Here is a 13,838-nt window from a genome sequence, read left to right on the forward strand (position 1 = left end):
ACGGATCGCCTCACGCCGCGCGATAGAAGCCATCGAAGCCGGCGGCCGGGTTCAGTGGTTCGTGTCCACCACGCCCTGCTGGCGCAGGGCCTCGATATCGGCGGCGCCATACCCCAGGCCGGCCAGGATTTCCTCGCCGTGCTGGCCGAGCGTCGGCGTGCCGTGGAAGCCCGAGCGGTTGTCGCCGTCGAAATGCAGCGGCCGGTTCATGCCGCGCACCGACCCCAGCCCGTCGTGGACGGTTTCGTTCAATATCCCGAGGTGGCGCACCTGCGGATCGGCGGCCACCTCGGCCATCGACAGCGCCGGCGCGAACGGTACGTCATGGCGCTCGAGCCGCTGCATCCAGTCGGCCCGGTCGCGCCGCGCGAATATCTCGGCCAGGACGCGCGCCAGCGTTTCGTAATTGCCGCTGCGCGTTTCGCGGTCGGGATAGGCGGCCAGAAGGTCGGGCCGTTCGATGGCGGCGGTCAACGCGCGCCAGAACTTGTCGGGCGTCGACATGTGCAGGCAGAGCCGCTGCCCGTCCCGGCAGCGCAGCACGTAGGCCTGCGACGCCGACCCGCGCTGGAAGAACGGCTGTTCGTGCCCCTGCACCAGATAGTAGATCATCGGGTCGACGGCGAACGACAGCGTCGCCTCCAGCATGCTGGTCTCGACCAGGCGCCCACGGCCGGAACGTTCGCGCTCCAGCAGCGCCGCCAGCGCGCCCATGCACATCGTCAGGCCGGTAACAGTGTCGGACAGCGACGGGCCGGCGATGCGCGCCTCGTCGGCATCGTGCAGGCGCGACAGCAGGCCCGACATCGCCAGGCCCACGGTATCGTAGGCGGGCCGCCCGGCATAAGGCCCGCCGGAGCCGAAGCCGGTGATCGAGCAATAGACCAGGCGGGGATTCAGGCGCATCAGCCGGCCGGCGTCCAGCTGCAGTTTTTCGGCCACGCCGGGCCGCACGTTGATGACCACCACGTCGGCCGTGGCCACCAGCCTGTCCAGCACCGCCAGCCCCGCCGGCTGGCGCACGTCCAGCGCCAGGCTGCGCTTGTTGCGGTTGTGGGCCTGGAAGACGGGGCTGGAGAGGCCTTCGTTGTACCAGCGGAACGGATCCCCGCCGCCGGGACGCTCGATCTTGATGACGTCGGCGCCCAGTTCGCCCAGCAGCATGGCGGCGTGCGGCGCGGTGATGAAGGTGCCCAGGTCCAGCACCCGGAAGCCGGCAAGCAGTTTCATCGCGCCGGTCCTTCAGTCGACCTTGACGCCGGTCTGCTCCACCAGCGTACGGTAGTACGCCTGGTCGGCCAGCATGAGCTTGCGGAACTCTTGCGGCGAATCGGCCACCACGGTCACGCCCATGCCGGGCATCTTGGCCATTACGTCGGGCGCTTTCAGCGCGCGGCCAATTTCCTCGTTGAGCCGGCCGACCACGGCGGCGGGCGTGCCGGCCGGGGCGAGGAAGCCCACGGTGGTCACGGCGTTGAAGCCGGGAAAACCGGACGCGGCCACGGCAGGCGCGCCCGGGGCCAGCGGCGTCGGCTCGGGCGAGCCCACGCCCAGCACCTTGAGCCGGCCCGATTTCACGAACTCGTTCACCGACGGCGGGCTGACGAACATGACCTGCACGTCGTTGGCCACCAGCGCCGGGATCGCCTGGGCGGTGCTGCGGTAAGGGATGTGGACCATTTTCACATTGGCCTGCAGGCTCAGGCGCGCCATCGCCAGCTGGTGCACGCTGCCGTTGCCGGGCGAGCCATAATTCACCTTGCCGGGATGCGCCCGGGCCAGTGCGATCAGCTCCGGCACCGAATTGGCCTCCAGCCCGGAATTCGCCACCAGCAACAGCGGCCCGTGCACGGCGGTCGTAACCGGAGTGAAATCGCGGTTCGGATCGTAGGAAAGATTGTGGTAGAGCGCGGGGTTGATCGCAAAATGGCCGATGTCGGCCACGAACAGCGTGTAGCCGTCGGGCGCGGACTTGGCCACGTATTCGGCCGCCAGGATGCCGCTGGCCCCGGACCTGTTGTCCACCACCACCGGCTGGCCGGTCGACGCCTCCACTTTCTGCGCCACCAGGCGCGCCATCACGTCGGGCAGGCCGCCGGTCTGGTACGGGACCACGAAGCGGATTGGCCGGTTCGGAAAGTCCTGCGCCATGGCGCACGGCGCCACGGCAGACATGGCCAGACAGACCGGGGCGAGATATCGGGCAATACCTAGCATGACCGCACTCCTGGATAGAGTCGATGGGAAAGGAATGGCGCCGGCGCGCCGCGATGCGAAGCGGTTCTACATCCGGTCCGTCTTCATCAGATGGGCGATCAGGTTGCGCTGAATCTGCGAGGTGCCGGCGCCGATGGTGACGCTGCGGGCGTCGCGGTAGTGGCGTTGCATGTCGTATTCCATGCTGTAGCCGAAGGCGCCCAGCACCTGCATGCCCTGGTTTGCCACGTTCACGTAGGCCTCGGAGCCGAACAGCTTGGCCATCGAAATCGCCGGCAGCGCGTTACCGCCCGTCGCCAGCAGCCAGGCGGCATGCCACAGCATCAGCCGCGCCGCCTCGACCTGGGTCTGCATATCGGCCAGCATGTGGCCCACGGCCTGGTGGTCGATCAGCGCCTTGCCGAACTGCTTGCGCTCCCTGGCGTACTCGACGGCCATGTCGACTACCGACTGGGCCGCGCCGCAATAGCCCGCGGTCGAGGTCACCCGTTCAAACTGCAGCCCGGACCGCAGGCAGTCCCAGCCGTGGTCGACCTGGCCGACCAGCCGCTCATCGGGCACGCGCACGCCGTCGAACAGGATCTCGTAGGTGCCCACGGCCCGCCGGCCCAGCATGTCGAGCTTGCGCAGTTCCACTCCGGGCGCGTCGTTCGGCACCAGGAACAGCGACAACCCCGAGCGGTAGTCGCCTGCGGATCGGTGCGCGCATATACATTGATGACGTTGTTGCGCGCGCCCGCCCCCGTGGCCCAGACCTTGCGGCCATTCAGAATCCAGTCGCCGCCCTGCCTGACCGCCGTGGTTCGCATGGCGCCGAGGTCGGAGCCGGCGTCGGGCTCCGACATGGCGACCGACATGCGCAAGCTACCGTCCAGCAGCGGCGGCAGCCATTCACTGCGCTGCGCGGGCGTACCGTTGCGCAGCAGCGTGAGGCCGCAGAAGATGCTGCACGAATAGGCGGTGAACAGATCGAAGCTCTTGCGCGACAGTTCCTCGGCGATGATCGCCATGTCGACCACGCTGCCGTCCAGGCCGCCCACCTCGGCCGGGAAAGGCATGCGCAACAAGCCCTGTTCGACCCAGGCGCCGTACAACTCGTACGGATAGGCCTGGTCGCGGTCGAGCCGGCGCACGACCTCTGGCGTCGCGCATGCGTCCATCAGCCTGCGCACCGCATCGCGCAGCATGGCCTGCTCCTGGCTGAACGTGAAATCCATCGCGCGCTCCGCTGCGTCGTCGGCGTCCGGCGCGGTCAGCGCGAATAGGGGCCGTGTGCCGGCCGGTAGCTCTTGTCGTCGATGAACTGGGCGATGCCTTTGGCGTAGCCGCCCTCGGCGTCGCGATACTTCTGTTCGGCGAACTTGGCGGCCAGATAATCGATCGACTGGTCATAGCTCATGCCACGGGTAATCTTCAGCGCCTGCTTGGTGCCGCGCAGCGCCTCCGGATTGATCTTGAGCAGGCGGCGGGCGAGCTGTTCGGTTTCGGCGCGCAGCCGGTCGCCGGGCACCGCGCGGGTGATCAGGCGCATGCGCTCGGCCTCAGTGCCGTCGATGGGACGGCCTGTCATGCACAGGTCCAGCGCGTCGCGGTACGGCACGCAGTCCATCAAGGCCTTGGCGACGATGCCCGCCGGAATGATGCCCCAGTTCACTTCCGACAGCCCGAACACGGTGTCTTCCGCGGCGATCGCGAAATCGCAGGCGATCAGCTGCGTGAAGCCGCCGCCGTAGCAGAAGCCATGTACCATCGCGATGGTCGGCTTGGGAAAAGTGTAGAGATGGTTCCAGCGCCACTGCTGGCTTTCGCGGTGCGCCACCGCGCGTTCGGCCGGCTTGTCGTCCAGGTCGCGGAAGAATAGTTCCAGGTCCATGCCGGCAGTCCAGCCCTGGCCTTCGCCGCCTAGCACCACCACGCCCACGCCGGTGTCGGTCTCGAGCCGGCTCAGCACGTCCACCATGTCGTGGTTCAGCCTCGGGCTCATGGCATTGCGCTTTTCGGGACGGTTCAGCCTGACCCAGGCGACGCCGTCGTCAACATCGACCTTCACGTTTTCGTAGGAATATCCGCTGTTCATCGCCCTGCCGCTCCTCGTCGGAATCGTGTGGAAACTGGTGGGGTCAGTCTGCGGCGCGCACCGGGCGATGGCAATTGATGGGATATTGATCCGTCCTTAACCGTGGGTTAATCTGCCCGTCATGAAACTCGCCAGCAAGCTTCGCGCGCTTGAATACCTGATCGCCGCGATCGACGAAGGCGGGTTCACCGGCGCGGCGCGCAAGCTGGGCGTTTCGCCGCCGGCCGTGCACAAAATGATCGGCGCGCTGGAAGCCACCGTCGCCGTCACGCTGCTGCATCGCGACGGCGGCCGGCTCAAGCTCACCAGCGAGGGCGAGATCTACGTGGCCGGCGCGCGGGCCGCGCTGCGCGAGCTCACCCAGGCCGAGAGCCAGATCGCCTTCGGCCGCTCGCGTCCCGCCGGACAGGTGCGGCTGGCGCTCAGCCACGTGCTGGGATCGCACTGCATCGGCCACCGGCTCCACGAATTCCACCAGCGGCACCAGGACGTCAGCCTGGATCTGGTCGCCGTCACCGACGACACCGATCTCGATACCCTGGCGGCCGACGTGCTGGTCTATCTCGGCTGGACTTCGCAGCAGGACTGCATCACGCGCCGTCTGGCGCAGACCCGGCTGCTGGTGGTCGCCGCCCCGTCGTACTGGGAACGGCATGGAATGCCGGCACGGCCACGCGACCTGCTCGGCCATCAGTGCATCACGCTGCGCTTGCTCAAGCGGGCCATCATGGATCACTGGGCGTTCGAGCGCGACGGCGTGCGCGAATCGGTGCCCGTCTCGGGCTGGATCGTCTCCGACGACCGCGACTGGACTTTCGAGGCGGTGCGCGCCGGCAGCGGCTTGACGCGCGTGCCCGACATCGTCGCGCACCGCTATCTGGCCAGCGGCGAACTGGTGCCCGCCCTGCTCGACTGGCAGGTGGCCGAGGCGCCGCCCGTGGTGGTGTCCTATCGCCGTGACATGAAAGACGTGCCGCGCGTGCGGGTGCTGGTGCAGTTCCTGATGGAAATCTTCCGCGAACTGGATGCCCAGCGGCTGCCCGCGCCGGCGGCGCCTCTGCGCGCCGAACCCATGCCGCCGTGGGTGGCGCGCCGCCACCTCGGCCGGACGTCGGCACGCCGGCCGGCGCGGTGAGAACCCGCCGCCGGTAGCCTACTGCTCGACGGTGATGTGCGCCTTCTTGACGACCTCGGCCCAGCGCCGGATGTCGGCGGAGATGAACTTCGCGTATTCCGCCGGCGACGCGCTGGGCAGCACTTCCGCGCCCTGTTCTTCGATCGCCTTGCGCAGTTCGGGATCCTTCAGCACCTCGACGATCTCGCGGTGCAGCCGGTCGATGATCGGCGCCGGCGTGCCGGCGCGGCCGACGATGCCGAACCAGGTGCCGGTTTCGAAATCCATGCCGGCCTCGTGGAAGGTCGGCACGTCGGGCAGGCTGGCCAGGCGATTGTGCGAGGCCACTGCCAGCGCGCGCAGCTTGCCGCTCTTCAGATGGGTCATGACGGGCACCGCGCTGGGGAAGATGACCTTGGTCTCGCCCGACAGCGTGGCCAGCACGGCCGGCCCGCCACCCTTGTACGGCACGTGGAACAGGCGGGTGCCGCTGCTCTGCTGGAACAGTTCGGCCGTCAGGTGCGGCGCGGTGCCGACCCCGTACGACGCGTAATTCAGCTCATGGCCGCCCTGGCGCGCATAGCTGACGAACTCCGCCAGCGTCTTGGCCGGGACCTGCGGATTGACCACCAGCACGGCCGGCGCATTGGCCAGCATCGAGATCGGGGCGAAATCCTTCTCCATGTCGTACGGCACGTTCTTGTACAGGCTGCCGTTGGACGCCACCGAGGTGGTGGCCATCAGCAGCGTGTAGCCGTCGGGCGCGGAGCGCGCCTCGGCCTCGGCGCCGATCATGGCGCTGGCGCCCGGCCGGTTGTCGACCACCACCGCCTGGCCGAGCCGGTCGCCCAGCTTGCGGCCCACCAGCCGCGCGATCAGGTCGGTGCCGCCGCCCGGCGCGAAGGGCACGATCAGGTGCAGGGCGTGGTCGGGGTAGGTGGATTGCGCCCACGCGGCGGGGCCGGCCGCCGCTGCCAGCGCCGCGGCCGCGACCGCGCCGCACAAGGCCCTGCGGGAAGATTTCATCGTTGGTCTCCGGATCCGGTTTGCCGGCGCCTGGCGCCGGCTATTTTTCAAGTGAGAAATTCTCATTCTTTATGGCTGGACGGAAAATCGATTTATAGTCGCGATCGTTGAGTTCTGCTCACACATGGAGCTTTGGTGAAGCCCCGCCTGCCCCCGCTCAATCCGCTGCGCACTTTCGAGGCCGCGGCGCGCCATCGCAGCTTCACGCAGGCCGCGCGCGAGCTGCACGTCACGCCGGGCGCGGTCAGCCGGCAGATCGTGGTGCTGGAGCGCCACCTGGGCGTGCGCCTGTTCGAGCGCGCCGGCCGCGAAGTGCGGCTCACGGCGCTGGGGCAGCGCTACCTGGAAGACCTGGGCGACGCCTTCGACCGCATCGGCAGCGCCACGCGCAAGCTGGCCGAGGCCGGCGGCGACCGGCCGCTGCACATCTGGTGCCCGATGACCTTCGCGATGCGCTGGCTGGTGCCGCATCTGCCCGCCTTCCACAGCGCGCATCCGGGGCGCGACGCGGTGTTCACCACCTCGCTCAAGCCGGTGGATTTCAACGTCCACGACGCCGACGTCGCGATCCGGATGGGCCGCGGCGACTGGCCCGGCGTGGCCTGCGAATACCTGGTCGGCATCGAGCTGACGCCGGTCTGCAGCCCTCGGCTGCTGGCCGCGCGCCCGCTGGCCCGGCCGGCCGACCTGGCGCGCCACACGCTGCTGCATTCCGAGGCGCGGCCCAGCCATTGGGAGCTGTGGCTGGCCGGCGCCGGCGCCGGTGCCGACGACATCGACCCGCAGCACGGGATGACCTTCGAGAGCGTGAGCCTGGCCTACCAGGCGGCGATCGAAGGCATGGGGGTGGCGATGGGCCAGTACGCGCTGGTCGAGGCCGACCTGGCGCACGGCCGGCTGGTGGCGCCGCTGGCGCACTGCCAGCCGATCGAAGACGCGTTTTACCTGATCTACCCGGAGCGCCTGGAGCACGATGCCCATCTGTGCGCGTTCCGCGACTGGATCCTGGACGTGGCGCGCGCCGAGGAACGGCAGCGACGCGCGGCGATCGCGGCCCGGGCGCGCGCCATGGCGGCGGCCGAGGCCCCCGGCCGCCAACGAGCAGGAAGGCTCCCTGCCGCTTAACGCGGCAGGCCCCCGCAACGCGGCAGGCCCCCGCAACGCGGCAGCCCCCCGCAACGCGGCAGCCCCTGGCGGGGGCGTCGGCCGGCTTGGGAGCGGACCGGCGCCGGCCTCAGCCTGCCGCCCGCGCGACCAGCGGCAGCTCCAGCAGTCCTTGCAGCGCGGCGTCGACCGCGGCGGCGCGCACGGCGGCGCGGTCGCCGGCGAACAATTGGGTGGCGGTGCGGACTTCGATGCCGGCCGGCGTCTGCCAGGCCCAGCCGAAGCACACGGTGCCCACCGGCTTGCCGGGCGTGGCGCCGCCGGGGCCGGCGATGCCGGTGGTGGAGACCGCCACGCCGGCGCCGCTGGCCTTCATCGCGCCGATCGCCATCGCGCGCGCGGTAGGTTCGCTGACCGCGCCGTGCGCCTCGAGGATGGCCGGGTCGACGCCGAGTTCGGCCGCCTTGGCTTCGTTGCTGTAGGTGACGAAGCCGCGGTCGAACCAGCCGCTGGAGCCGGCCACCGCGGTAACCGCGCCGGCCACCAGGCCGCCGGTGCACGACTCGGCGCTGGCCAGCATGCGGCGGCCGGCGGACAGCGCGCGGCCGACCTTGTCGGCCAGCGTGAGCGTATGGGCGGTCAACAGCGAATTCGGCATGGCATGCTCCAGCAGATCCGGTTCAGCCGCCCAGCCGCAGGGCCAGCGCGAACACCAGCACGGCATAGAAGGCGGCGACGATATCGTCCCACATGACGCCGAAGCCGTTCTTGTAGCGCCGGTCGAAATAGCCGATCGGCGGCGGCTTCAGGATGTCGAACAGGCGGAACAGCAGAAATCCCACGGCCTGGCTGGCGGTGCCGCCGGGGATCAGCCATAGTACCAGCCAGAAGGCGACCATTTCGTCCCACACCATGCCGCCGTGGTCGGCCACCCCCAGTTCGCGGCCTACGCGGCCGCAGGCCCAGGCGCCCAGCGCGAAGGCGGCCGCCAGCCCCACGCCCACCGCCGCCGGCGGCACGGCGGCCGACAGCGGCTGCCACAGCAGCCAGGCCAGCAATGTGCCCCAGGTGCCCGGCGCCGGGCGGATCAGGCCGCTGCCGAAGCCGAACGCGACCAGCCGGCTCAGGCGGCGCACCATCCAGTTGAAGGTCAACGGCACGGGCGCGAGCCGCGGCGTGTTCATCGCGGCCTCCGGCGAGGGATGGGAAACGGCCCGGTGGGCGTGATCATGGCCGCTCCGCGAAATGATCGAAGCCGCCCGGCAGGTCGGACACGGGCGCGCCGGCATCGTCCACCGCGCGCAGCCCGGGCGCGGCCTCGATCACGCCCACGCGGGCCACCGGCACGCCGGTGCCGGCCGCGGCGGCCAGCACCAGGTCGCGGCGGGCCGGCGGCGCGGTAAAGCACAGTTCGTAGACGTCGCCGCCGCCCAGCGCGGCGCGGCGGCGCAGCGCGGGTGGCACGTCGGCCAGCGCCGGCGCCACCGGCAGTTCGTCCACGCGCAGGCGCGCGCCGCAGCCGCTGGCGGCCAGGATGTGGCCGAGGTCCTGCAGCAGGCCGTCGGAAATGTCGATCGCGGCATGGGCCACGCCGCGCAGCGCCAGGCCCAGCGCCACGCGCGGCTGGGGCCGTTCGAGCGCGTCGCGGGTGGCGGCCAGCAGCGCATCGCGCTGGGCCGGCGCCGCCACGCCCGGCTCCCCGCGCAACAGGCGCAGCGCGACGTCGGCCGCGCCCAGCTGGCCCGACAGCCAGATGTCGTCGCCCACGCGCGCGCCGGCGCGCTTCAAGGCCTGTTCCGGCGGCAGTTCGCCGAACACGGTGATGGAGATCGCGACGCCGCCGGCCGAGCGGGTGGTATCGCCGCCCACCAGCGCGCAGCCGTGCGCGTCGGCCAGCGCGAACAGCCCGCGCGAAAAGCCCTCCAGCCAGGCGTCGTCGGCCGCCGGCAGGGCCAGCCCCAGCACGAAGGCGGTGGGCGCGGCGCCCATCGCGGCCAGGTCGGACAGGTTCACCGCCAGCGCCTTGTGGCCCAGCGCCTCCGGGTCGACGTCGGCGAAGAAATGCCGGCCTTCCAGCAGCAGGTCGGTGCTGACGGCCAGCGCGCCGCGCGCCGGCGGCAGCAGCGCGCAGTCGTCGCCCACGCCCAGCACGCCGGCCGGCGCCGGCCGCGCGAACCAGCGCCGGATCAGGTCGAACTCGCCGCCCGCCATGCCGTGTCCGGGCCCGCGTTCAGCGCCGCGCCGCCTGCACCTCGGCCGCGCGGGCCTCGGCGGCAAGGCGGTCCAGCACGCCGTTGACGAATTTGAAGCCGTCGGTGCCGCCGAACGATTTGGCCAGTTCGACCGCCTCGTTGATGACGACCTTGTACGGGATCTCGACGTGATGCAGCAGTTCGTACGAACCGAGCAGCAGGATGCCGTGCTCGACCGGCGACAGCTCGGCCACCGGCCGGTCGAGGTAGGGCGCGAAGCGTTCGCGCAGCGGCGCCGCCTCGCGCATCGCGCCGTGCAGCAGATCCTGGTAGTGCTCGAAATCGGCCTCGTCGAAGCCTTCGGCATCGCGCTGGTGCGCGTCGATGTCGCCCGACTCGGCCGGATCGGCGCCCTTGACCAGCCACTCGTAGATGCCCTGCAGCGCGACCTCGCGCGCCCGGCGGCGGGCGCTGCGGGCATTCCGGCCTTCAATCATCCCGGTCGTCCTCGTCGAAATCCTCGTCCTCGTCGTCTTCCTCGGGCTCCAGGCCGGCCAGCAGGTTGGCCATCTCGACCGCCGTGCGGGCGCAGTCGCGGCCCTTGTCGGCGGCGCGCGCCAGGGCCTGTTCTTCGGTGTCGGTGGTGAGCACGCCGTTGGCGATGGCGATGCCGGTTTCCAGCGCGACGCGGCTGATGGCGGCGGCGCTTTCGTTGGCGACCACCTCGAAATGGTAGGTCTCGCCGCGCACCACGGCGCCGAGCGCGATCAGCGCGTCGAACTCGCCGGTGTGGGCCAGCTGCGCCAGCGTGACGCCCAGCTCGAGCGCGCCGGGCACCGTCACGGTCATGACGTCGCGCTCGTCGACGCCGAGCTGGCCGAGTTCTTCCAGGCAGGCTTCGAGCTCCTGCTCGCCGATGTTTTCGTTGAAGCGGGCGCGGACGATGCAGATATGCAGTCCTTCGCCGTTCAGATCCGGGGTAAGGGTGTAGGGGTTCATCAGGCGGCACCGTCCTTGGCAGAGTGGGTTTCGCTTCCGGCCTCGTAGCCGGTCACGGTCAGGGAAAAGCCCGTCATGCTGGGCAGGCGGATGGGCCGGGCCAACAGCTTCATGCGGCCTACGCCTAGGTCTTTCAGGATCTGCGCGCCCACGCCGTAGGTGCGCAGATCCATGCGGGCGCGGCCCGGCGCGCAGGCGTCGCCGCTGCGGTCGAGCTCGGCCAGTTGGCGGAATTCGGTGTCGAGGTCGGCGCCGGCGCCGTCGCAATTGAGCAGGATGACCACGCCGGCCGGCGCCGCCGCGATGGCTTCGAGCGCGGCCGGCACGCTCCAGCTGTGCGTGCTCTTGACGACTTCGAGCACGTCCAGCAGCGAGGTCGGCTCGTGCACGCGCACCAGTGTTTCGGCGTCGGGCGAGATCGTGCCGTGGACCAGCGCCAGGTGCGGCGAGCCGCTGGGCGTGTCGCGGTAAAGCACGGCGCGGAAAGTGCCGTAGGCGGTGGCCAGCGGCCGTTCGGCCACCCGCTCCACCAGCGATTCGTGTTCGCTGCGGTACTGGATCAGGCTGGCGATGGTGCCGATCTTGACGCCGTGCCGGCGCGAGAATTCGGCCAGGTCGGGCAGGCGGGCCATGGTGCCGTCGTCGTTCAGCACTTCGCAGATGACGGCGGCCGGCGTGAGGCCGGCCATGGCGGCCAGGTCGCAACCGGCCTCGGTGTGGCCGGCGCGCGCCAGCACGCCGCCGCGCGCGGCTTTCAGCGGGAAAACGTGGCCGGGCTGGACCAGGTCGGACGGCTTGGCGTCGCGCGCCACCGCCGCCAGCACGGTGCGGGCGCGGTCGGCGGCGGAGATGCCGGTGGTGACGCCCTCGGCGGCCTCGATCGAGACGGTGAAATTGGTGCCGTGCTTGGTGCCGTTGGCGCTGACCATCAAGGGCAGGCCGAGCTGGCGGCAGCGTTCTTCGGTCAGCGTCAGGCAGATCAGGCCGCGGCCGTAGCGCGCCATGAAATTGATGGCTTCGGGCGTGACGTATTCGGCGGCCATGATCAGGTCGCCTTCGTTCTCGCGGTCTTCCTCGTCGACCAGGATCACCATGCGGCCGGCGCGCAGCTCGGCGATGATCTCGGGCACGGAAGAGATCGGGGAGGCATCGGGCCCGGCGGCGGGCGATGGAACGGAGGCTACGGGCATGGCGGTGGTCCGGGGGCAATGGGGGCCGGAAGCGGGCGGCGCAAGGCGCCGGTGAGCCCGTTATTCTACCGCCCCCGGGCTGCCGGTCGTCGCGCTTCAGGCCGCCGGCTCTTGCGGCCGCAGCGCCGGGTCGAGCGCGACGCGCTCGTCGAACACGAAGCAGCCGCCGCGGAAACCTTCGGCGCCCATCTCTTCGAAATATTTGAGGATGCCGCCCTCGAGCTGGTAGACGCGCACGCCGGCCTCGGCCAGGTAGAGCGCCGCCTTTTCGCAGCGGATGCCGCCGGTGCAGAAGCTGACCACGGTCTTGCCTTCCATCTGCGCCTGGTGGGCGCGGGCCGCGGCCGGGAATTCGGTGAACTTGCGCAGCCGCCAGTCGACGGCGCCCTCGAAGGTGCCGTGGTCCACCTCGAACGCATTGCGGGTATCGAGCATCAGCAGCTCGCGGCCATCGTCGTCGCGGCCCTGGCGCAGCCAGCGCGCCGCGGTGCGGGGGTCGACCGCCGGCGCGCGGCCGTCTTCGGGCCGGATCGCGGGATGGTCCATGCGGATGATCTCGCGCTTGATCTTGACCAGCAGGCGGCGGAACGGCACCGCGTCCGACAGGCTTTCCTTGACTTCGATGCCGGCCAGCCGCCCGCCGAACTCCGGGCCGCCGCGCAGCCAGGCCAGCCAGCGGTCGATCGCCGCGCGCGGTCCGGCCAGGAACAGGTTGATGCCTTCGGGCGCCAGCAGCACCGTGCCCTTGAGCCCGCAGTCGAGCGCCTGCCGGCGCACGGCCTCGCGCAGGGCGGGCAGATCGGCCAGCGCGACGAAACGATAGGCGGCGATGTTGACGACGGTCACGAACTGAGCGCGCTGCCGAAGGCCGGCACGTGGAAACCGTAGCGTTCGGCCGTCATGTGCGCCAGGATCGCCAGCGCGATCTCGGGCGGCGTGCGGGCGCCGATGCGCAGTCCCACCGGCCCGTGCAGGCGCGCGATCTGTTCCTCGGTCAGATCGAATTCCAGCAGGCGCTCGCGGCGCTTCTTCTGGTTGCCGTGCGAGCCGATCGCGCCCACGTAGAAGGCCTCGGACTTCAGCGCTTCCATCAGCGCCAGGTCGTCCAGCTTGGGGTCGTGGGTCAGGGCCACCACCGCGGTATGGCGGTCGGGGCGCATCTCCGTCACGGTGTCGTCCGGCATGGTGCGCACCAGCCGCGCGCCGTCCACCTGCCACGCATCGGTGTATTCCTCGCGCGGATCGCACACGATGACCTCGTAGCCCAGCGCCAGCGCCATGCCGGCCAGGTACTGCGACATCTGCCCGGCGCCGATGATCAGCAGCCGCCAGCCCGGCCCGTGGGTGGACAGCAGCTCGGCCTCGGACAGCGCCACGCGTTCGGCGGCGTCGCCGGCCGGCGCCAGTTCCACCCGGCCGCTGGCCATGTCGAGCCGGCGCGCGACGCGATGGCCCTGCTCCAGTTCGGCCAGCAGCTCGTCCACCCGCGAGTGCGGCTCGATCGGCTCCAGCACCAGTTCCAGCGTGCCGCCGCACGGCAGGCCGAAGCGGCTGGCTTCGTCGGCCGTCACGCCGTAGCGCACCACGGCCGGCCGTCCGGGCGCGGCGCCGCCGGCGCGGACACGGTCCGACAAGTCGTCTTCGATGCAGCCGCCCGACACCGAGCCGGCCACCGCGCCATCGTCGCGCACCGCCACCATCGCGCCGACCGGCCGTGGCGCCGACCCCCAGGTCCGAGTGACGGTGCCGAGCACCGCGCGGTGCCCTTCCCGCCGCCATTGCGCCAGCCTGCGCAAGACATCCAGATCGACGTTATCCATGCTGATTGTTGCGTTCCATTATTGGCACACTGCCCGGCCGCCATGATAGTACAGCGCGTCCGGGCCGACGCCGGCCGGCGCACGAACGGCGCCCGGGCC

General features: G+C 70.6%; 16 protein-coding genes. 2 read left to right on the forward strand and 14 right to left on the reverse strand.

Translation table 11 applies throughout. The features are described from left to right. Positions 1-51 precede the first annotated feature (51 nt). The 5 genes from ABD927_RS08170 to ABD927_RS08190 form a co-directional block, all read right to left on the reverse strand. Positions 52-1,230 carry a CaiB/BaiF CoA transferase family protein gene (locus ABD927_RS08170; protein WP_345248161.1) on the reverse strand — a complete coding sequence of 393 codons (1,179 nt, stop codon included), beginning with the start codon at positions 1,228-1,230 and terminating at the stop codon, positions 52-54. 12 nt (positions 1,231-1,242) lie between these two features. Next, positions 1,243-2,217 carry a Bug family tripartite tricarboxylate transporter substrate binding protein gene (locus tag ABD927_RS08175; protein WP_345248163.1) on the reverse strand — a complete coding sequence of 325 codons (975 nt, stop codon included), beginning with the start codon at positions 2,215-2,217 and terminating at the stop codon, positions 1,243-1,245. Between the two features lie 66 nt (positions 2,218-2,283). Then, positions 2,284-2,703 (reverse strand): acyl-CoA dehydrogenase family protein, encoded by a 420-nt coding sequence (locus ABD927_RS08180; RefSeq protein WP_345248165.1) that lies wholly within the window; start codon positions 2,701-2,703, stop codon positions 2,284-2,286. Then, entirely contained in the window at positions 2,700-3,434 is a 735-nt protein-coding gene (locus ABD927_RS08185) for an acyl-CoA dehydrogenase family protein (RefSeq protein WP_345248167.1), read from the reverse strand. Before ABD927_RS08185 ends, ABD927_RS08180 begins: the two co-directional genes overlap by 4 nt. Positions 3,435-3,469: 35 nt before the next feature. Next, positions 3,470-4,294, reverse strand: a complete 825-nt coding sequence (locus ABD927_RS08190; protein ID WP_345248169.1) for a p-hydroxycinnamoyl CoA hydratase/lyase — start codon at positions 4,292-4,294, stop codon at positions 3,470-3,472. 121 nt (positions 4,295-4,415) lie between these two features. Between ABD927_RS08190 and ABD927_RS08195 the strand changes: the two genes are divergently transcribed. Beyond that, a complete protein-coding gene (locus tag ABD927_RS08195; RefSeq protein ID WP_345248171.1) occupies positions 4,416-5,429 on the forward strand; it encodes a LysR family transcriptional regulator in 1,014 nt (337 codons plus the stop codon). An 18-nt stretch (positions 5,430-5,447) separates the two neighbouring features. Here the strand turns inward: ABD927_RS08195 and ABD927_RS08200 are convergent, their stop codons facing one another. Beyond that, complete coding sequence (locus tag ABD927_RS08200) at positions 5,448-6,434, reverse strand: tripartite tricarboxylate transporter substrate binding protein (RefSeq protein ID WP_345248173.1); 987 nt, start codon at positions 6,432-6,434, stop codon at positions 5,448-5,450. 135 nt (positions 6,435-6,569) lie between these two features. Between ABD927_RS08200 and gcvA the strand changes: the two genes are divergently transcribed. Continuing rightward, positions 6,570-7,559, forward strand: a complete 990-nt coding sequence (gene gcvA, locus ABD927_RS08205) for a transcriptional regulator GcvA (RefSeq protein ID WP_345248175.1) — start codon at positions 6,570-6,572, stop codon at positions 7,557-7,559. 109 nt (positions 7,560-7,668) lie between these two features. Here the strand turns inward: gcvA and ABD927_RS08210 are convergent, their stop codons facing one another. From ABD927_RS08210 to ABD927_RS08245, 8 genes are all read right to left on the reverse strand, one after another. Further along, positions 7,669-8,196 (reverse strand): CinA family protein, encoded by a 528-nt coding sequence (locus tag ABD927_RS08210; RefSeq protein WP_345248177.1) that lies wholly within the window; start codon positions 8,194-8,196, stop codon positions 7,669-7,671. Between the two features lie 22 nt (positions 8,197-8,218). Then, positions 8,219-8,722, reverse strand: a complete 504-nt coding sequence (locus ABD927_RS08215) for a phosphatidylglycerophosphatase A family protein (RefSeq protein WP_345248179.1) — start codon at positions 8,720-8,722, stop codon at positions 8,219-8,221. 43 nt (positions 8,723-8,765) lie between these two features. Next, on the reverse strand, positions 8,766-9,749 hold the full coding sequence (gene thiL / locus ABD927_RS08220) for a thiamine-phosphate kinase (RefSeq protein WP_345248181.1): 984 nt from the start codon (positions 9,747-9,749) through the stop codon (positions 8,766-8,768). Positions 9,750-9,768: 19 nt separating this feature from the next. Continuing rightward, positions 9,769-10,227: a transcription antitermination factor NusB gene (gene nusB, locus ABD927_RS08225; RefSeq protein ID WP_345248183.1), complete on the reverse strand. Its 459-nt coding sequence runs from the start codon at positions 10,225-10,227 to the stop codon at positions 9,769-9,771. Then, positions 10,220-10,729, reverse strand: coding sequence for a 6,7-dimethyl-8-ribityllumazine synthase (ribH, locus tag ABD927_RS08230; protein WP_345248185.1), 510 nt, complete (start codon positions 10,727-10,729; stop codon positions 10,220-10,222). Before ribH ends, nusB begins: the two co-directional genes overlap by 8 nt. Then, positions 10,729-11,919 (reverse strand): bifunctional 3,4-dihydroxy-2-butanone-4-phosphate synthase/GTP cyclohydrolase II, encoded by a 1,191-nt coding sequence (ribBA, locus tag ABD927_RS08235; RefSeq protein ID WP_345248187.1) that lies wholly within the window; start codon positions 11,917-11,919, stop codon positions 10,729-10,731. Before ribBA ends, ribH begins: the two co-directional genes overlap by 1 nt. A gap of 96 nt (positions 11,920-12,015) precedes the next feature. Then, positions 12,016-12,765 (reverse strand): sulfurtransferase, encoded by a 750-nt coding sequence (locus ABD927_RS08240; RefSeq protein ID WP_345248189.1) that lies wholly within the window; start codon positions 12,763-12,765, stop codon positions 12,016-12,018. Next, positions 12,762-13,739: an XdhC family protein gene (locus ABD927_RS08245; RefSeq protein ID WP_345248191.1), complete on the reverse strand. Its 978-nt coding sequence runs from the start codon at positions 13,737-13,739 to the stop codon at positions 12,762-12,764. The genes ABD927_RS08240 and ABD927_RS08245 overlap by 4 nt, the downstream gene beginning before the upstream one ends. Positions 13,740-13,838: the final 99 nt, after the last annotated feature.

The organism is Pigmentiphaga soli, from assembly GCF_039541095.1.
In the GTDB taxonomy this organism is placed as follows: domain Bacteria; phylum Pseudomonadota; class Gammaproteobacteria; order Burkholderiales; family Burkholderiaceae_B; genus Pigmentiphaga; species Pigmentiphaga soli.